The 18,991-nt window shown below is 39.6% G+C and carries 16 protein-coding genes, 1 rRNA gene and 1 other RNA gene; 5 read left to right on the plus strand and 13 right to left on the minus strand.

Annotation, left to right across the window (positions count from 1 at the left end; genetic code table 11):
- Nucleotides 1–25: 25 nt before the first annotated feature.
- From CH362_RS01000 to CH362_RS01055, 12 genes are all read right to left on the minus strand, one after another.
- Nucleotides 26–2,131, minus strand: a complete 2,106-nt coding sequence (locus CH362_RS01000; RefSeq protein ID WP_100708501.1) for a hypothetical protein — start codon at nucleotides 2,129–2,131, stop codon at nucleotides 26–28.
- Between the two features lie 135 nt (nucleotides 2,132–2,266).
- On the minus strand, nucleotides 2,267–3,529 hold the full coding sequence (locus tag CH362_RS01005) for a malic enzyme-like NAD(P)-binding protein (RefSeq protein ID WP_100708502.1): 1,263 nt from the start codon (nucleotides 3,527–3,529) through the stop codon (nucleotides 2,267–2,269).
- 59 nt (nucleotides 3,530–3,588) lie between these two features.
- The gene (mnmE, locus tag CH362_RS01010; RefSeq protein WP_100708503.1) at nucleotides 3,589–4,965 is read right to left on the minus strand and encodes a tRNA uridine-5-carboxymethylaminomethyl(34) synthesis GTPase MnmE; all 1,377 of its coding nucleotides are present in this window, start codon (nucleotides 4,963–4,965) and stop codon (nucleotides 3,589–3,591) included.
- 6 nt (nucleotides 4,966–4,971) lie between these two features.
- On the minus strand, nucleotides 4,972–5,682 hold the full coding sequence (gene jag / locus CH362_RS01015) for an RNA-binding cell elongation regulator Jag/EloR (RefSeq protein WP_100708504.1): 711 nt from the start codon (nucleotides 5,680–5,682) through the stop codon (nucleotides 4,972–4,974).
- Nucleotides 5,683–5,704: 22 nt separating this feature from the next.
- Entirely contained in the window at nucleotides 5,705–7,558 is a 1,854-nt protein-coding gene (yidC, locus tag CH362_RS01020; protein ID WP_100708505.1) for a membrane protein insertase YidC, read from the minus strand.
- A 2-nt stretch (nucleotides 7,559–7,560) separates the two neighbouring features.
- Nucleotides 7,561–7,788, minus strand: coding sequence for a membrane protein insertion efficiency factor YidD (yidD, locus tag CH362_RS01025; RefSeq protein WP_100708506.1), 228 nt, complete (start codon nucleotides 7,786–7,788; stop codon nucleotides 7,561–7,563).
- Nucleotides 7,785–8,105, minus strand: a complete 321-nt coding sequence (gene rnpA / locus CH362_RS01030; RefSeq protein ID WP_100708507.1) for a ribonuclease P protein component — start codon at nucleotides 8,103–8,105, stop codon at nucleotides 7,785–7,787. The genes yidD and rnpA overlap by 4 nt, the downstream gene beginning before the upstream one ends.
- 9 nt (nucleotides 8,106–8,114) lie before the next feature.
- On the minus strand, nucleotides 8,115–8,276 hold the full coding sequence (gene rpmH, locus CH362_RS01035) for a 50S ribosomal protein L34 (RefSeq protein ID WP_016546812.1): 162 nt from the start codon (nucleotides 8,274–8,276) through the stop codon (nucleotides 8,115–8,117).
- Nucleotides 8,277–8,417: 141 nt separating this feature from the next.
- A 5S ribosomal RNA gene (gene rrf / locus CH362_RS01040) occupies nucleotides 8,418–8,534 on the minus strand.
- A 57-nt stretch (nucleotides 8,535–8,591) separates the two neighbouring features.
- The gene (locus tag CH362_RS01045) at nucleotides 8,592–9,425 is read right to left on the minus strand and encodes an Fpg/Nei family DNA glycosylase (protein WP_100708508.1); all 834 of its coding nucleotides are present in this window, start codon (nucleotides 9,423–9,425) and stop codon (nucleotides 8,592–8,594) included.
- A gap of 9 nt (nucleotides 9,426–9,434) precedes the next feature.
- Nucleotides 9,435–11,774 carry a hypothetical protein gene (locus CH362_RS01050; RefSeq protein WP_100709222.1) on the minus strand — a complete coding sequence of 780 codons (2,340 nt, stop codon included), beginning with the start codon at nucleotides 11,772–11,774 and terminating at the stop codon, nucleotides 9,435–9,437.
- A gap of 131 nt (nucleotides 11,775–11,905) precedes the next feature.
- Nucleotides 11,906–13,162 (minus strand): pyridoxal phosphate-dependent aminotransferase, encoded by a 1,257-nt coding sequence (locus CH362_RS01055; protein WP_100708509.1) that lies wholly within the window; start codon nucleotides 13,160–13,162, stop codon nucleotides 11,906–11,908.
- A 100-nt stretch (nucleotides 13,163–13,262) separates the two neighbouring features.
- On the opposite strand from CH362_RS01055, the gene CH362_RS01060 reads away from it, so the two are divergent.
- From CH362_RS01060 to CH362_RS01075, 4 genes are all read left to right on the plus strand, one after another.
- On the plus strand, nucleotides 13,263–15,191 hold the full coding sequence (locus CH362_RS01060; protein ID WP_100708510.1) for an adenylate/guanylate cyclase domain-containing protein: 1,929 nt from the start codon (nucleotides 13,263–13,265) through the stop codon (nucleotides 15,189–15,191).
- Complete coding sequence (locus tag CH362_RS01065; protein WP_100708511.1) at nucleotides 15,188–15,562, plus strand: transmembrane 220 family protein; 375 nt, start codon at nucleotides 15,188–15,190, stop codon at nucleotides 15,560–15,562. The genes CH362_RS01060 and CH362_RS01065 overlap by 4 nt, the downstream gene beginning before the upstream one ends.
- Before the next feature lie 8 nt (nucleotides 15,563–15,570).
- On the plus strand, nucleotides 15,571–16,455 hold the full coding sequence (locus CH362_RS01070) for a patatin-like phospholipase family protein (protein WP_100708512.1): 885 nt from the start codon (nucleotides 15,571–15,573) through the stop codon (nucleotides 16,453–16,455).
- A 65-nt stretch (nucleotides 16,456–16,520) separates the two neighbouring features.
- Nucleotides 16,521–17,459, plus strand: coding sequence for an alpha/beta hydrolase (locus tag CH362_RS01075; protein WP_100708513.1), 939 nt, complete (start codon nucleotides 16,521–16,523; stop codon nucleotides 17,457–17,459).
- Nucleotides 17,460–17,667: 208 nt separating this feature from the next.
- Here CH362_RS01075 and ssrA read toward each other — a convergent pair.
- Nucleotides 17,668–18,014: a transfer-messenger RNA gene (gene ssrA, locus CH362_RS01080) on the minus strand.
- A gap of 79 nt (nucleotides 18,015–18,093) precedes the next feature.
- Here ssrA and CH362_RS01085 point away from each other — a divergent pair.
- Nucleotides 18,094–18,942 (plus strand): MBL fold metallo-hydrolase, encoded by an 849-nt coding sequence (locus tag CH362_RS01085; RefSeq protein ID WP_100708514.1) that lies wholly within the window; start codon nucleotides 18,094–18,096, stop codon nucleotides 18,940–18,942.
- The last annotated feature ends 49 nt before the right edge of the window (nucleotides 18,943–18,991 follow it).

Here is an 18,991-nt window from a genome sequence, read left to right on the forward strand (position 1 = left end):
TGTCCTAATCAGAACTTGTAGTAGATCACTCGTCTCGGAATTTGCGAAGAGTATCCGCTAGGGCTGCAAACTCCGGTTTTTTGGCGGTGACATTCTGCAAATATTCGAGGGTAGAATCCAACCAGGCGGAATCGGATTCCAATTCTTTTCGGATAAATACATGCCGAATAGAATTCATAGAGCGAATCTCGATATATCTCCGCTTCTGGTCATAATACATAAGGTCGGCTACTTTGTCTTTTCCGAATTCCGGAGAAGAAGTAGCATTCACCACTTCATCCAACCAAAGAATCCCGTTATTTTTGCGATCCACGTAATCTATCGCTTTCTGGACTTTGGCTGGGATCAAAGTGGATTTTTCTTTAGGACCAAGTAATACACCTAAAGATTTTTTCTTTTTAGGAACTTCCTTTTCTGGCTCCGCAGAAGGTCCGTTACTTGGAGACTTTTTACTTTGTTTGGAAGACTGGAACTCATCTGGAGGTTCTATATCCTTTTTAGCAGCAGGAGAAAGATTCACACCAAACAGACCAAGAAGCCATTCCAAAAGTTTTACCAAGATGGACTTGGAATCCTGGATCGCTTTCAATCTTTGTTTTTCAGTTTCTTTTTCCCAATCTGCAATTGCTTTAGAAAGACGGATCTGATCATCTATCACAAGTTCAGAATCCACACCTTCTACTACATCCTTTAAAAAAGCATAAATTCCTTTCGGCTGCCCATTTTTACGGATCAAAGTATGAATTGAAGTCCTTCTTTCCTTATTAGTTAGAAAGGAAGAAACTACATTCTCTAAAGCAAGTGCAACGATCCCTGGTCCGCTGCCTGTTACTTTTTCTCTGGTGAGAATATCGTTACGAGTTTTGAATCTTTCCAGAACCTGATCTAAAACTTCTGTTTTAGTAAGACCCGCTGCTTGGATGGAAGAGTCCTTGATCTTCAATGCATTTGAATCCACAACAAATGGTTCTTTTGATTCTCTAATACGGATAACTATATCACTAAAAGCTAAATTGATTAGAGACTCTTTTCTTAAGCTGGAAAGAGAAGACATGGAACTTAATAGTATGTCAAAGGCTTGTAAGAATATATCCGAACCTTCCCAGGTTTTTCCAGAAGTGAATGCAGGGTGTTTGGATAATTCTCTTAAATAATCTGGACCTTGTTCTGTTCCGGAGGATTTGATCCACCCGGCTTGTTCTCCAGGAAGAAGTGACATTAAGATCTTTCTAGATAAACCAATAAATAATTCGAAGATGATCTCCAATTCGGTCTCTTCGTTTGCATTCTGTTTTTTAGTATCTAAAGAAGTTTCACCAACAAGTTCTTCCAATGAAGGTTGGATAACATGAAACTCTAAATGTAGCCTTAATAAAGGTGGACGGTTTCCTCTTTTTTCCAATGCAAGCAACGCGTCCGGAACTGTTTTGATCTGAGATAAGAAAGCAACAATCTCGTTTGGTTTTTTACTCAATAGAGAAATTAAAGAAGTCAGTATATCTTCTCTAATCTTAAAATTCCTTTGCAGAAAAGATTCTACAGATAGAGTTTTAACATTCCTCATTGAATAAGGAAGATTTTTGGAATCTTGGAAATCCAAAAGATTTCCTTTCTCATCCGTATTCAGGTACTGTCTTACTACCCAGTCCCTTAACTCTCCAGCGGACCTTCTATCCGCTAGATTAATATCTCTTCGAACAACAAATTGTAAAAATGCAGCTGCAGACTGTGCTAAACAAGCAGACTTGATCTTTTGGATCTGATCCGCTCTTCTGGACGCAGGGCGAATAGCAACATTAGCTAATCCTAATTCTTTTGTTTCTTCAGAAACGAATAGATATTGGTATAGAACGAATCCGTTCTTATCTTCGAAATATTTTAGATCCGCAGGTTTGAGAAATTGTAGCTGCTCGAATTTTGCGAGAGCGAAAGGGGAATAATTGAATAGGAAAAAATTCTCCACCCCCTTCTCAATTAGATCCAAATCCCTCATTGCTTTGGGAGTTGTTTGGAGAAGAAGGTTACGAAGTTCCTCTTCCGGAATTAGATCCACACGATCTACCGGAATAACACCTTCTTCCGAGAGCGGATTCGAAGCTGGGGGCGTGGAATTATTTTCCATTTCGGGCATAAATCTTCCCTTTTGCTCCGATCTTGATTTGGCTTTTTGTTAGAGCCGAGCTAGTATATTATTTTCGGAAACAAATACATGCTTTCTTGAGCAAGTTCTAAGGGTTTAGACGTTAAATTCTAAAGATTCCCGGTATTAAGACCTCATCAAACCTTCTAAGAAAGAAATGTAATTTTCCCTTCCTGGATAAGGTCTTCTTGCTGTCCCACTTTGGACTGCTGCTTCTGCAACTGCAGGAGCCACATGATACAATACCCTTTGATCAAAAGGTTTTGGGATCAGATAATCAGGACCGAAAACGAATTTTTCTCCGCCATAAGCAAGACTGACTGCATCGGGAACTTCCATCCTAGCAAGTTCCGCTAAGGAACGAGCTGCAGCCAATTTCATTTCCAGAGTAATATGTTTGGCTCTTACGTCCAAAGCTCCTCTGAAAATAAATGGGAAACCTAATACGTTATTCACCTGGTTCGGCATATCACTTCTTCCGGTTCCCATGATAATATCAGGACGAACCTTCTTGGCGACAGCATAAGGAATTTCAGGATCAGGATTTGCCAAAGCAAAGATGACTGGATTTGGAGCCATAGATTTTACCATGTCTTCCGTAACCATGTCTGCAACCGAAACTCCCACAAAAATATCTGCGTCTTGCATAACGTCCGCAAGAGTACGAGCGTTTGTCTTCTGAACATATTTTTGTTTGGTAGAATTTAGATCGGTTCTTTCAGTGTGGATCACACCTTTGGTATCTACTAAGAAGATATGTTCTTTTCTGATACCGATATGTTGGACTAATTCTGCGATTGCGATCCCTGCGGCTCCAGCCCCACAGACCACCATCTTTACATCGCTAGGACGTTTCTTATTGAGCTCGAATGCATTCAGCAATCCTGCAACAGTGATGATTGCAGTCCCGTGTTGGTCATCATGGAAGACCGGGATATTCATTGCTTTGATGAGCTCTTCTTCTATATAAAAACTTTCAGGAGCCTTGATATCTTCTAGGTTGATCCCACCAAAAGTCGGCTCAAGCATTTTGACTGCCTTTATAAAATCATCTGGATCTTTAGCATCGACTTCTATGTCAAAAACATCTATTCCAGCGAACTTTTTGAAAAGTACCGCTTTACCTTCCATCACAGGTTTTCCTGCGGCAGGTCCGATATCTCCCAGACCTAAGATTGCGGTTCCGTTAGTAATAATTCCTACCAGATTTCCTTTGTTGGTGTATTCATACACTAGGTCCGGATTTTCTTTAATTTCCAGACAAGGATAGGCAACTCCCGGTGAGTATGCTAAGGATAAGTCGAATGAATCTCTAGTCGGCTTTGTCGGAACAACTTGTATTTTACCCTTTGGATGAAGGGAATGATATTCGAGGGATTTTTCTCTCATAACGATAAAACCAATTTTTCGACGATCGGGCCTAGGTTCTATTCTATTTCTGAAAGAGCTTATTTCCCAACGCAGAATTTACTAAAAATTCTTCCTAAAATTTCTTCGGTGTCCACTCTTCCATTTACTTCCCCGATTTGTTCCAACGCGGAATCTATTTCTTTGATGTAAATCTCAGCTGGAGCACCTTCTTCCATTAAAGTCAGACAGTTTTCCAGGCTTCGAGTGATAGAAGAAAAATGAAATCTGTTCCTTTCTTCCAAAAGGACATAATCTTCTGAACTTTCTAAACCCTGTAGTTTAGTGGCAATTTCAGAGACTAAAGTATCAAGACCTTGTCTGGATTTGCAGGAAACTTCGACTAGGACTGTGCCGGGATAATTTTTCTTTAAGATAGATTGAGAATCCCAACTTGGATCTCTTATATCTGATTTATTTGCTGCAACTATGGCGCCTTCTAACTTGGATCTGTTATCTTCTGCAAACTTGTCCCAATCGTTCTTTTGAGAGACATCTATCACAAAAAGTCTTACATCTGCTTGGGAGAACTCTTTCTCACTTCTTTCAATCCCCATCTTTTCGATCTTATCGCCAGTTTCTCTAACACCTGCGGTATCAATAAGTCGAATAGGAACTCCAGAAAGTAGAAAGTCCTCACTGATATAATCTCGAGTGGTTCCAGGAATTTCAGAGATGATAGAACGATCTCTTCCGAGGATCAGGTTCATCAAACTAGACTTGCCTGTATTCGGTTCTCCATACAATACAACTCTACTTCTTTCTAAAAGAGTTTCAGTATCGCTGGATCTTTTAAGAAGGTTGGAACAAATATCCGAAATAGAACGAATTCTTTTTTTTCTTTCTTCAAGAGATTCGAAAGTAAGATCTTCCGTAGAAAAATCGATCTCGGCTTCACATTCCGCTTTCAGAGAGATCAATTGGCTTCTGAGGTTCGAAGCGAGTCTGGAAATTTCTCCAAATGCATTTTTTTGGGCTAACTCTAATTCAAATCTGGAACGAGCGCCTATAATTCTTCCGATCGCTTCTGCTTCATTCAGATCTATTTTACCATTTAAGAATGCTCTTTTGGTAAACTCACCTTGTTTGGCAGGCCTTGCCCCAGAACGAAACAAACATTCTAAAGCCTCTCTGAGTAAGATCGGATTTCCGTGTGTATGTATTTCGCATAAGTTTTCTCCAGTAAAAGAATTTGGTCCTGCGAAATAGATAAAGACTACTTGGTCTAATTTTTTCTCCCCGTCTACAAAACGACAGGTATATGCGTTACGAGGTTTGATGGAAGAAAGAGGAAAGGCTCCTTCAAAAAAGGATAAATGCCTAAAGGCGATAGGAAGTGCTTCCGGTCCGGATAACCGAAGAATGCCAATGGCACCGGCCCCGGAAGCTGTGGAGATAGCTGCTATAGTATCAGCCACGACTGATCAGTAGTCGTTTACTTCCTCGAGCAAGTCCCCGTTAGGACTTTTTTCGACGACGTCTTTGTACTTGTGTCTGTCTTTCATCGGAATGATACGAACTTTTTTATAAGTTCCATTTCCTTCCGATCTGGTGAAAACTTTTTCGTTCTCTTGAAGAGCCATGTGAACGATCCTTCTTTCGAAAGGATTCATTGGCTCAAGTAATTTGGACTTACCTGATTTTGCGACAGAAGAAGCAACTGACTTGCTCAATCTGATCAAGGACAGTTCTCTTTTGTCTCTGTAAGATTCAGTATCCAGAACGATCTTACGACCGTGACGGATCTTAGAATCTACCATCAAGTTTACCAAAAATTGAAGAGCGTCTAAAGTAGCCCCTCTCTTTCCGATAATCAGTCCAGATTCGCGGCTGGTAAGTTCTATATAGATCTTCCCATCCACATCTCCCATTCCGACAACTTCCGCTTCTACTCCCATCTTACGAAGAAGTGTAAGCACTACTCCGTGGATGATCTTTTCAGCCGGAATATCAAAGTTCGAAACGAATGCTCGAACTACTGCCGGTTTTTTTTGTGTTAAACCTAAAAATCCAGACTTACCGGATTCGACAGTTTCGAAACGAATGTCTCCGGGTTCTAGTCTTAAGGTTTCTAACGCGATCTCTTCAGCCTCGGCTTTTGTTTTTCCTTCGGCTTCGAAAATATAGTTTTCCATATCGTATCCTCGATATATGAATTCACACTTTTACAGGGGTTTCGTCTTTCTTACGAATATTGGTTACCCACTGTTGAGCAATGGAAAGGACGTTAGTCACAGTCCAATACAATGTCAGTCCGGATGGCATACTCCAAAGGAAGAACACCATCATAACTGGCATTAAATACATCATCATTTTTTGGTTCGGGTCAGTTTGCACTGATGTCAGTTTCATAGAAAGGAACTGAGTTCCGACCATCAATAATACCAATAAGTTAATAGAAAGCCCAGCTGCAGCGAGATAAGGAATTGCTGGAGAAGTCCAGATAAAATCAGGCTCACTCAAATCTGAGATCCAAAGGAATGGAGACTTCCAAAGATCGATTGTATCTGCAAATGCAACATACAATGCGAAGAAGATAGGAAGCTGGATCAACATAGGAAGACATCCACCCAACTGCGAGAGTGGATTCATATTATGCTTTTTGTATAACTCCAACATCTTCTCTTGTTTTTTTGCCGGATCATTAGCATACTTCTCATTTAACTTTTTAAGTTCAGGAGAAAGTGCGCTCATCTTCTTCATTGCCTCAGCCTGTTTTTGGTTCAGAGGATAGAAGACTAATTTGAACACTAATGCGAAGAGAAGAATACCGAAACCATAACTTGGGATGGTATATTTATAAGATTGTTGTAAGAACCAAACGATACCATTTCGGATCGGTGTGAAAATACCTTGGTTGAATGATTTGTTAAGGTCAGCACTCAAACCTGCAAAGGTGGACTTAGGATTTTTGAAAGGATCCAATTTAGGATCTCTGAATAACATCCCGTCCCATTCTCTGATTCCAACATAGTTTGCAAATTCCAGAGTTTCTTCTTTTCCTGGATCTATGGTTATATTAGAATATGCTAAAATAGTCCCTGTTTCGTTTTTCTTTCTGTTATCTAAAAGAATTCCTTCTGCAGGATGGTTCAAAGTATCAGCAGCTGCTAAGAAGTAACGGCTACCAGAACCGATGTAATCTACACCTTCTCCGCTACTCCAAACTTCTTTATAAAATTCGTTTCCGTTCGGATGTCCGAAGATGAAGTTACGAATTCCTTCCCAGAATCCCCAAGCATCTCCACCATCAGTGAAGTCTTTTTCACTTCCGTCCATTCTATACACACGGAAGAATTTGGATAATTCCTGAGCGTTCGCTTCTCTTTCTAATGGAAGAGGTCCCAAACTTCCGAAAGTTCTTAGGTAAGCTGGTTTTTCACGATCTCCGAAATAGAGTTTTTCTTTTCCGAGATTAGAGATAGAGATCTCTGTTTTAAAATAATTTTCGTGAGGGAAGAATCTAAATACTTTTTTAAGAAGAACACCTTTCTCTGTAGCAGTGAAAGTAACGCTTTGATCTTCTTTATTTTCTTCTGCTTTAAAATTCAGATGATTCCATTCTGAAGTCGCTACATCTTCTTTTCTATGAGAGAAGTTGAAGTCGAAACCTTTTCCTCTGGAAAGTTCGATCGCCTTGATCTTCTCACCTTCTACTTCAATTTCTTGGTAGTCGGCTCTCGTGATATTGATCTCGGTTCCTTCCACATTCTTGTAATTTCGAATATAGAATTTTTCGATCCTTCCACCTAAGCTGGAAAGAACAACTACGTGTGCTTCCGTTTTGAATGTGAAAGTTTTAATGTCTTTAGCATTCGTAACCGCGGCAACAGGTTTAGGTTCGGCCTTAGTTTCCTGTTTTACGTTTTCCTTATTTTCAACAGGAGTTTGTTCTGTCTTCTGTTGTTGTTTCGGTTTTCCTGATTCTGGGTTGAAGTAATAAGTTACTAAGAACCAAACTCCCATGGATAAAATTAACGCGAGAAAAAGTCTGTTTTGTCTATCTTCCATTCCTAATTCCTTCTAGGGTTGGGTGGTAAAGGGTCGTCGCCAGCGGCGAATAGTGGATTACATTTTAAAATTCGTTTTGTGCTCAGATAAGTCGCCGACAAGAAATCATATTCTTGGAAGGCCTGCATTGCATATTCTGAACAGCTTGGATGAAATCTGCAGGAAGGCGGAAGAATAGGTGAGATCCAACGTTTATAAAACTGGATCAGAAAGATGGCGAGTCGGTTCATTTTAATCTACGAGCTAATAGACCCAAACAAGCCAGAAGTTCGGTATGATCTTTTTCGAATAGGCTCGGTTTCGCAAGTATCGCGATATCGAAACCCTTTGGAAAAAAGCCTGCCGTTTCGGCCACAGCGGCTCTTAATCTTCTCCGTATCCGGTTTCTGCGAACAGCCTTACCGACTGAACGTTCGGGGCAGTATAAGAACCTGTTTTGTTCCAGGCTGTTTCCCCGATAAATCACCGTGAGAGGAGGATTGGTTACCCGTTTTCCGGAAGCAAAAAGTTCCCGGATGTCCTTCTTAGATGTAAGTGTCTCTTCTATATGGGTTCGTTAGAATTTTTTACCAGTTCTTTCATCAGAAACGGTTAACTTATAACGGCCTTTAGCTCTTCTGCGGGAAAGAGTTTTTCTTCCGCCGGGGGTCGCCATTCTGGCGCGGAATCCGTGGGTACGGGCACGTTTAATCCGGCTGGGTTGGTATGTTCTTCTCATATGGTTCCCTGTATCTCTACTAAGATTGCACTTAAGACCCTAGGTAAGTCTTACCGGTTTACATTTTTTCCGGAGAACCAAGGGTCAATCCGTTTCTTGGACGGATTTTCACTATTAAATATAATGGAATAAATAATGGCAACCCGGCAACGTCCTACTCTCCCACACAGCGAACCATGCAGTACCATTAGCGATGAGAGGCTTAACTTCCGTGTTCGGGATGGGAACGGGTGTGACCCTCTCTCTATAATCACCGAGAATCTAAGGACAGTCTGAAAAATTTGCTTGTACTGTCAAGCGTGATTTATTCCTGGTTCAGAAGGTTTTATTCCAATCTATAAACTGTTCTCCAGGCACTCTCTGGCAATTTGGACAGAAGAAGGAATCGTGACCTAAAACATTCGCTCTGCGGATCGTGGTTCCACAGCGAGGACAAGGCTCATTCTTTCGATTCCGGACCTTCACATGGTCTCGGACCTTAAAATCCAAAGGGGCCTGTTTTTTACGGATATAATCTATAGAACCATTTAACACGGATTTTATACTCTGATAGAGTTGGATCTTTTCTTCTTCCGAAAGTTTATTACATGGAGTTTTGGGATGGATCTTAGAATCAAAAAGCACTTCGTCTGCGTAAGCATTTCCAAGAGCGCTAAGTTTGGTCTGGTCCATGAGAAAGACTCGAGTTTGCTGGCGATTCTTCTCTATTCTTTTTAAAAATTCTTCTTGGGTAAAGTTTTCGGAAAGAAGGTCCACTCCTTGGTCTGAAAACTTTGGGATCTGGGAGAAGTATTCAGGTTCTGTAAAATATACCTTTCCCATATGAACATCGTCTGCATAATTCAAGATCTTGTTTTGGAATTTGAATCTAACCGCGAGGTCCTTCTTTTTATATTTTGGATCCAAGGAGAAACGGCCGGCAAGCATTGGATGAATTATTATATTCCTTGGGCCGAATTTAAAATTCAGAAAAGGTCCTGTTCTCTCCAAACTTTCAAATGTAGAACCTATAAAAGAAGTTTCTGATTTTCCGCCACTAAGGTTACGAACTACTAAAGGATCTAAAATCTCTATCTCCTGGATTATCTCGCCTGGAAGTTCTTTTAAAAGACGTTCTCGAATGATAACCAGGTCCGGAAGTTCGGGCATACTGATTCCCTATTTCTTTTTACGACTAGGAAGGTATTTATAATATTCTACTTCAATAGTGTTAATTAAGAAAGTATAATATTTAACGAGTTTTTTATCGTATTTTTTCTTTTGGGCCTCGTTCCTTAAGAACTCAGAGATTTGGTCTCTGATCAAAGGAGCCTTTAAGTCAGTATGACTTAAAATGATAGTGCTCGGCATTCCGACCGGGACAATCTCATCCGGTATTGCGATTGTAGCAGAGTTTTGAAGAAGAGCATACTCTACAGTAGAAGCTACCTTATCATCATCTGATTCAGTCCTGAGATGAGCCACTGATTGACGGATATTATCTATATTGTCCCAGATCTTTTTGCGCATAGATTTCGAATCATGGATCTTATCTTGGATCTTAGTGAATCGATTCGGGAATACAAAACGTTCTGCACCTTTTGCGATCAGACTTACTTTCTTTTCTTTAGGACTTTCTCCCTTTCCGAAATGTTCATCTGCATCGTCATCGTCGCTGCTCGAATAATAATCATTTACTGTCGAAATTCCGGAATAACTTGCAGCGAACCCACCGCCTCCGGAAGATTTAGGAAGTCCACCAGGACCGATATCCGATTTATCTCTATCTCTAAAGAATACTGCAAGTAATCCACCAATCACAAGTGCAACAGGAAGTCCAACCAGGATCACACCAGCCGCATTAAAATGAACACTCGCAATTAGGAAGAATAACATTGTTCCTACAAAACCCAAAAGTCCCATAGAAAGATTTACCTTCTTAGCGAGTGCTTCGCTTTTCTGGCGATCTTCCACTTCTCTTTCCATGAGAGCTGCGTCTTGTTGTAGTTTTATTATGTAATCCGCTTTGAGCATTGAATTTAGCGCAGGGTTTTTAGAGCTGATTAATGAAGCATGGATCTCTTTTGCTATATTAAGTTCTTTTTCTGCAGCTGGGCTTACTTTTGCATCAGCAGTTAGTTTATGCAAAACTGCAGCCATATATCCTGGGTCGACTACATAAACTTCAGTAGTTCCGTCTTCTCTCTTGGTCTCTTTCAAACCGAATTTGGTTTTTAGATCAGCAATGATATCATTCGTATATTTAGAAACAAGTTCCGGATCAGAGATACCAACAGCATCCAAACGTTTCTCAGGAACAAATCTATAGAGGGTAAGATTGTTTTGAGAATGTTCCTTGGCTTGGATATTCAGACGATTCTTCAGACTTTTGAAGGCACCTTCTATCTTTCTTTCGCTCAAGAGTGCTTTTTCTTGGATTAACTTTCTGATAACTCGAACAGATTGTTGGCAGGTCTCTGCGACTCTTTTTCCAAGATCGTCTTTTTCTTTATCGAAAGGAAAATCTTCTACAAGCTGGATAAGTGCTTCTACCTTTTCACTGTTTTGTTTTTTGCCAGGTTCTGCATTTCCATGTAGAGTTTCAAAGTCTTGGATACGTGCACGAAACAGATTGTAGCCCGCTCTTTCTGCAAGTTGTTTGAGATAAGTAAGAGCGAATACTTCTAGAGCATCACTTTGAGCTCTATAATGTGCGATTACTTCCGGTTGGTTTACATAAGTTCCATCCGGATTGAGTTGTAAATCATCCAAGATCAAATGATAGTCGGGAAGAATTTCGACCACCGCACCTTTGTTCTTTGCGTAGTTTGCAAAGTCGGCGAGGAAATCATTCATAGGAATATAACTATAAGGTTGGAAACCTCTTCTGAGGAGACTTGCCATCTCTGATTGTAAAGAAGCAAGTTTAGGATATAACCAAATCTGCCCACTTTTGTTTTTATGAAGAAGCATTGCTCCTGGACGATCTTCTTCTAATGCTCTTGGTTTCTTTGCTCTATTATTTAAGATAAGATCAATTGTTTCTTCTGAAAAAGAAAAACATGCCTTTCTAAAAGGAGTGACATCAGTCTTAGCTTCTTTTTGCGGAGAAGCTAATGAGATCCTAGCCAAAACCTTGTTTCCATTTCGGACCAAGAATGGATAGACCAGAGCGGATTTATTTCTTCCCCTCTTTTCTAAATCCATTAATTGGCGAAGAGCCATATCAACGGAAGGAGGAGACTTTGCTTGCTCGCTTAAGTTCCTGTATTTATTCAGAAGTTCCCCTAGTTTATCTAGGGTAAGAAGATAAGATGGATGAACACTTTTAGAGCCGTGTTTTTCTGTCTTTTTATGCCAGTCTCGAAGTTCGTCTAGAATACAACGAGCTGTCGCAGAAAGTCCTACAGCTCCATCGTTTAAGAAGATATAATCCGGTGCCAGGGCCTCCAAGTCCGGGGCCTTGTTCTGACTAGAAGCCAGCTCCTCAAAGGATATTTCCTGCTCCAAGGTTTCCATGTTTTGCACCGTATCGGAACAACAATCCGAGTTAGGAAATTTTCTGTTGTTTCCTTCCAACCAAGATCTCTAAAAGAAAGAGAGAATGAAACAATTTTATTCCACTCAATATTGGCTGAAATTAGATCGGATCAATGCGTATAATTACTTAGAATTTCGCCTATTTTTCGTATTCCTTCTTGGATTTCCGAATCTTCTCTGGCAAAACTAATCCTTACAGAATCCTCACCGTAATTATTTCCGGAATTAGTAACCGGATAGAAATATTTACCTGGTACGATAATGACCCCTTTTTCTTTCAATAGGGGATATATTTCAGAAATTTTTTTGCGAAGTTCTGCAAATTGAACCCATAGGAAAAAGGCTCCCTCACTTTCATGGATCCTATAATTTAACTTTCCCTTCCATTCTCTTCGGATAGAAGAAATCGCAAGTTCCCTTTTTCTGAGATAATATGGTTTTACTATGTCTCGAGAAAGCCTAAACCATTCTCCGGATTTTACAAATTCTAATGCGATATATTGACCCAGATTTCCTCCGGCCAAGTTTAGAACTGCATTCGCTTTATTTAATGCTTTTACAATTTCAGGATCTGCCAAAACAAAACCTGTCCTAACTCCCGGCAGACCTATTTTAGAAAAACTGAAACTTTGGATCATACCTTCTGAATGAAAAAGTTTCTCATCCGAAAAAACAATCCCTGGAAAAGGAAATCCATATGCATTATCTAATAAAAATGGGATCTTTTTACTTCTCGCGAACTTAAGTATTTGTTCTAATTCTTCCTTCTTAGCAACTCTTCCTGTTGGATTTGTAGGACGAGACAGCACCACACATCCAAGATCTTCTTTTATACTATCAAAAGAAGAAGGGTCCAATTCGTAACGAAATCCATCTTCTCCAGTAATGACTTCTTTGCCTAATGAATAAGAAAATGAATCAGGATTTATAGGTTGGTCCAAGTAACCAATATATTCAGGCAAAACTGGTAAGAATATTTTTTTGAAACTTCCGTCTTCGAATTTTCCTGAATAAAAATTGAGTAAAAGATAAAACGCATTTTGAGAACCATTTGTGATTGCTATCTGGTCCTTGGAAATGGAAGCTCCTGTTTCTGAACTTAATAAGGAAGCAAGTGTTTCTAATGTTTCCTCTTTGCCTGTGGGAGTTTCATATTTGCCTAAAATGGAATCCCAGGCTCCAGATTCTGAAAATTTGTTTAGGATCTTTCTCCAAACTTCTTCCACTTCTGGGATTAAGGAGGGGCTGCCACCACCCAACATGGAGACTCCAGGAGCAAGATTACCTAGATCCTCCATCAATTGGCCTATCCCTGTTTGATTGCGGAATTTAGCTCCGAATTTGGAAAAAATGAAATCTTCGCCCATAAGGTTATTCCACTTTTCTTTTTGCAAAACTGCCGAAAAGATAATCTAAGAGAGGTAGGAATTTTTTTCTATTCTTCTAACAACCTCTCTGGAGAGACCGATGCACGCGATCGATTCCATCGAAGACAATGATATGTTGGATCCAAATACCTTGGACCTTCAAACCTATTTGGAAAAATATCCTTGGGAGGAAAAATGGACCTCTTTAGGAGAACCAATTGAAAAACTTTGGAAATTCGACTTGGATGTTTCTCCGGAAGAAGTATGGCCTTGGCTCATAGACACTTCTTCTTTTAATAAAAGAATAGATATTCCTGAAATGAAATTTCAGGAGATCAATGGTCGCCTTTTTGGAAAATCCAAAAACGCAGGTATCCCTGCTGAATGGGAAGAAGTTCCCTGGGAGTGGGAGTACTGCAAACAACTCAACAACGCACGCATCTACTCCAAAGGATTCGCTTACTATGTAAGAACAAGATATCTTGTTTATCCGTTAGGAACCGATTCCACTAGACTATTCGTATACTTCGGTTGGATCCCCAAAGGATGGTACGGCAAAACCCTTTTAAAGATAGCAATGGTTCAGCTCGAAAAAGCCTATGGAAAAGGTTTGAAAAGTGTAGTTGAAGACGTAATCAAAACAAGATCTTATCGTTGGCTAGGACCAAGCGCGTTAAGCATAATCAAAGAATCCAAATCAGAAAAAAATCCAGTTTTTCCTGCAAGAATGCAACAGATCCGAGTTGGTTATATCAGAGAAGGACAACCCAGAGAATTAGTTGATAAGGTTTTAAATTATATTTTGGATGCAGATGAATCTGATCTTTATCGGATCAGGATCAAATCATTATCCAAGGCATGGAAAATCCCTGAAAAAGAATTACTCCTTGTATTTTTACACGGATGTAGATTGGGATTATTTACAATGAGTTGGGACGTGGTATGCCCACATTGTAGAGGAGTCAGAACAGAAGCGCAACATTTAGGGGATCTTCCTACAAAAGATACCTGCGAAGTTTGCGAGATACAATTCGAAGCAAATCAATTGAATTCTATCGAGATCACTTTCCATGTGCATCCTTCTATCAGAGAAGTGCAAAAAAGAATGTTCTGTGCTGCTGAACCAGCTACTAAAAGCCATATTCGATTCCAAAAATATTTGGACTCTGGAGAAACATATAGTTCCAAACTTCTACTTTCTCCTGGCGTTTATAGACTAAGAGTAAATGGAGAAAAAAATTATTCTTTATTAGAGATCAAAGAAGAAGTCCAAAATGAAACCTTAGTTTGGAAAACAGGTGAGACCCCGGAACAAATAGAGATCGCGGATCATCCTAAACTAATCTTGGAAAATTTATCTTCTTCCCGAAAAGGTTTTGTGATCGAGGAAAGAAGAGAAGACCAAGATTGTCTTAGGCCTACTGATTTATTCAATTTCCAAGACTTCCGAGATCTATTTTCCCAAGAGGCCCTTTCCACAGATCTACAATTGGATATTGGAATGCAAACTATCCTATTTACGGATATAGTAGGTTCTACAAAATTCTATTATAATAAAGGGGACTCAGGCGCATTCTCCGAAGTCAGATATCATTTCGTAGAAGTTTATAAAGTAGTAAGAGAATTCCAAGGTGCTGTTGTCAAAACGATTGGAGACGCAGTGATGGCGGCTTTCCCTTCTCCTAGCGCAGCGGTAGAAGCTTCCGTAAGACTCCAAGAATTTTTCTCGGAAGAAAATACTGAGACTCCTATTCGAATTCGTATCAGTTTACATACAGGGCCTTGTTTGGCTGTGAATCTAAATAGTAATATAGATTACTTTGGGAACACAGTAAACTTTGCAGCCAAATTACAAGCGATCGCAGATGGAGGAGAAGTTGTATTTTCTGAAGCAGTATTTAGAGAAAAACAACTTCGCCAATTGATGACCGAAAAAGGCTGGAAAGTTAAAAGAGTCAAATTTCATCAAAGCTGGATAAATGAAGAAACCCCTGCGTATAAATTGGTGTTTAACGGTGCAAAAATATGATATTTAAAATAGTTTCTCTTTTCTTAGCTGCTTATTTCATTTTCGCAGGTGCAGTTCAGTATAACGATCCTGATCCACTTCATTGGATGCTTCTGTACTTTACTTCTTCTTTAGCTTGTATACTTGCTGCGCTCGATAAGGATAAACTTCCTTTATTGTATGCGATCATAGGTATGGCCGGAATTGAAATAGCAGCTACGATCGATGGATTTTTTGATTGGTTAAGAACTGGTAACGAAAATCTGATCACTGCAAAGATGACTGACGAAAAACCATATATAGAACTGGGGAGAGAATTTTTAGGAGCTCTCATTAGTATCATAGTCATTACTTGGCTTTGGTTTAGAAAACGTCCTAAAAATTCTAAATAATCTAGCCGATGACATCTCTTCCTAAATTTACTAAAAAGAAAAAAGGCAAAGCTCTTATCATAGAAGGTGGAGGAATGAGAGGCTCCTTTGCAGGCGGAGTTCTTTCTTCTATGGCTCCCAATTATCCGCCTAACAAATTTGATCTGATCGTTGCAGTCTCTTCCGGTTCTTGCTCTTCTGCATATTATGTTACAGAACCTAATCCTTCTTCTGAAGATATTGAAAGAGCTCTGGACATTTGGAGAAAAGAATTAGCAGGAAATCATCTTATCTCCTTTTGGAATCTTTTTAAAGGCAAAAGAATATTAGACCAAGATTATCTAATAGATCATATTTTCCAAGAGAAGGTACCGATCAAAACAGAAGTGCTGAAACAAAAGAAAACCGTTCCTTTTTATATTGTGGTCAGTAATTTCAAAACCTTGCAGCCGGAATACATAAGAGCCACTTCTCAAAATCTTTTTCCCCTACTTAGAGCTGCAACTTCTCTGCCAATTGCAACTAAAGGTTATGGCCTTTTAGAAAATGCAAAGTATACGGACGGAGGAGTTTTAGATCCTATTCCAGTCGAAGCAGTATTATCTGCAGGTTATAAAGATATTACAGTCATTCTCACAAAACCAATGGATTTTAGATTAACCCCTACAAGTCCTTTATTAGGAAGTCTTGCATTTCCCAAATTTCCAGAAATGGGAAAAGCATTCATAGAACAGAGATACAATCGTTATAACCGAGCCATGGAGATACTGAATGATCCACCTAAAGGGATTCGTTTTGAAATTATAGCTCCTGAAAAAACACTTCCTGCAGGAAGAATGACCACAAATGCAAACCTATTGAATGAAAACGTTCAGCTAGGAATAGAGCTCGGAAAAAAGATTTTCCCTAAGTAAAAATTCTCTCCAGCTGTCCAATTTCCAAAACCTCAATTGATTTAAGGATAACAAAAAGAGGTTTTATGAAACGTATCTTATTATGGTCCTTCTTGGCCGTTCTTCTACTCATCCCAATATTTATGAGCTTTGGGATTTGGTCCGCAAGCAACCAGTTATTATATCCTGTTTGGAGAGATAATAAAGATTTCTCCGAATGTAATTCTGAAACAGAAAAACATTGGGGACAATCTTGCGGAAATTTAAGAAGTTCCAATGAGTTCAAATTCGAAGAACTAAAGATACCATCTACAAATGGATTTGATCTTCCTACTTGGAAAATAGGCACTCTTGAAAATGGAAAAGGAAAATCGAAAGGTGCCATCTTTTTAGTCCATGGGGGAGGAAGTGATAAAAGAGAAATGACAAAACATATCCGCTTCTTTTTAAAAAGAGGACTGGATGTTTTCAGTTTCGATTTTAGTTGTCATGGAGAAGCATATTGTGTGACTCCAGGACTAAGTTATGGTTATAGAGAATCTAAAGATGTTCTATCTATGTATCGATATCTTTCAGAAAGATATGATCAGATCTACGCGTTCGGAAGTTCTGTAGGAGCTTCTTCTATCCTGATATCTTTACCGGAGATGTCTAAACTTTCCGCAGTGATCGCCGAAAATCCAATGTATAATTTTGAAAGATTGATCTTAGAATTTCCGGGCACAGCAAATGAAATTCCGGCATTCTTTTCTCATCTTTTGATCAAACTCACACAGATCAGAGGAAAGTTTGAAACTTCACCAAGTCCTGCAAGTTCCTTGGCGAATACCAAATCAATACCGATCTTATTTATTCATAGTAAAGAAGATCAGGTAGTTCCTTTTCAACAAAGCCAAGACTTAGCGAATATTTATAATGGCCCGAGCGAAGTTTGGCTCTTAGAAAAAGGAGAACATGGAGCCGCGAGGGAAACGAATTCGAAAGAGTATGAGAGAAGGGTTACTCGTTTTCTAGATAACTTATAGTGAAAAAATTTGAAAGATTGCAATGGAGACGCCGGGGTTCGCCGCGACGCAATCTCGCATCCTGCTCGATTGGGCTCTGCGGCGTCCCATCCAAGCCTCGCTACATCCTGTAGCTCGGTCGCAACGATTTACGCTTCCTATGGGGCGCTATCGTTGCTTTCTTGGCTGGGCTTCGAACCCCTCAGATATTATTTTATTTGAAAGATTGCAATGGAGACGCCGGGGTTCGAACCCGGGTCCTATTGTGCCTTAATGGGGCCTCTACATGTTTGTCTTATGTTTTAAATCTCGAAAGGCCTTAGCCCACAAGCAGGCGTGTCCTTCCTATTCGATCCAAATACTCTTTAAATCGTGAACCGAAAACCGATCTAAAAAGTCTCCCGTTTAAGGCAGAAGAAAAACCACCGGGAGAGTAAGCCTTTCTTCCGTAGTAGCGATTAAGCTGCTAGTGCTAATTCGTTGTTAGCGTTTAAAGTTTTGAAGGTTTTTAAGAGGCCCCTCACCCCTACATGCCACCACATCTTAACTACAACAGTCGAAACCTAATTCGTCCCCGTAGATTTAATGATTAGACTAAAAATCCGTTGAGCTAGTTAGGAAATCAAGAAAAAGTAGATCCGTTGGCGCTTCGATTTTGAAAAATTTCATTCTACTATTTTCGGTTTTATTGTTCTATTGCGGGACTTCTTCTTCCCCGAAAATCAAAAACCCAAGCCAGGAGATTTCCGGTTCAAAATTACCTCCTGGTGAATTACAAGACGGATTGTATGCAATCCTAGTTGGAAAATCATTCTATCCAAATCGACTTACAAATTCAGACGAACAGGAAGGTGAATCTGAGATCGCATTCTTATTCTATCTAATAAAATTAGAAAAACGTTATATTTTGATCGATACAGGAACTTCTTCTATATCTACGCCTGAGATTACAGTCCATAATTGGATTTCTCCGGATAAAATTTTAGGTTCGGCCGGGATTAAACCTGGAATGATCGGAGAAATTATTCTTACTCATTTTCATTCGGATCATTCAGGAGGAATTGGCCTTTTTCCAAATGCAAAAGTTTATACAACTCCTGAGGATTGGGATTCAATTAAAAAAACAAATCGATCCGCAAACAACAAACTCACGACCAAAGAAAGATCAGGCAAAGTCCAATTCGTAGGCTCCAGTCTAGAAGTTTTTAAGAATTTTCGGATCTTATTAACCAGAGGACATACACAAGGTTCAATTGCAGTAGAATGGTTAAAATCTCCAGGTAAAAGATTTTTAATCACAGGAGATGAATGTTATTGGATAGAATTTTGCAAACAAGGCCAGGGTCTTTCTTCGGAGGGGGCCTTCTCCCTTTCTAATAATAAAGAATTTTTAGATTATGTTTCTGTTCTGTCTTCGAGCGGGGCCAAAATTTTTACAATGCATGATCCTGCCGTTTTATCTTTTGGTGAAGAGATCTTTCCCAGGATTTATAAATTAGATTAAAAAAAAATCCCCCGGTTTTTGGCCCGAGGGATTTTCTGAAACACTGATT

Source organism: Leptospira saintgironsiae, assembly GCF_002811765.1.
Classification (GTDB): Bacteria; Spirochaetota; Leptospiria; order Leptospirales; family Leptospiraceae; genus Leptospira_B; species Leptospira_B saintgironsiae.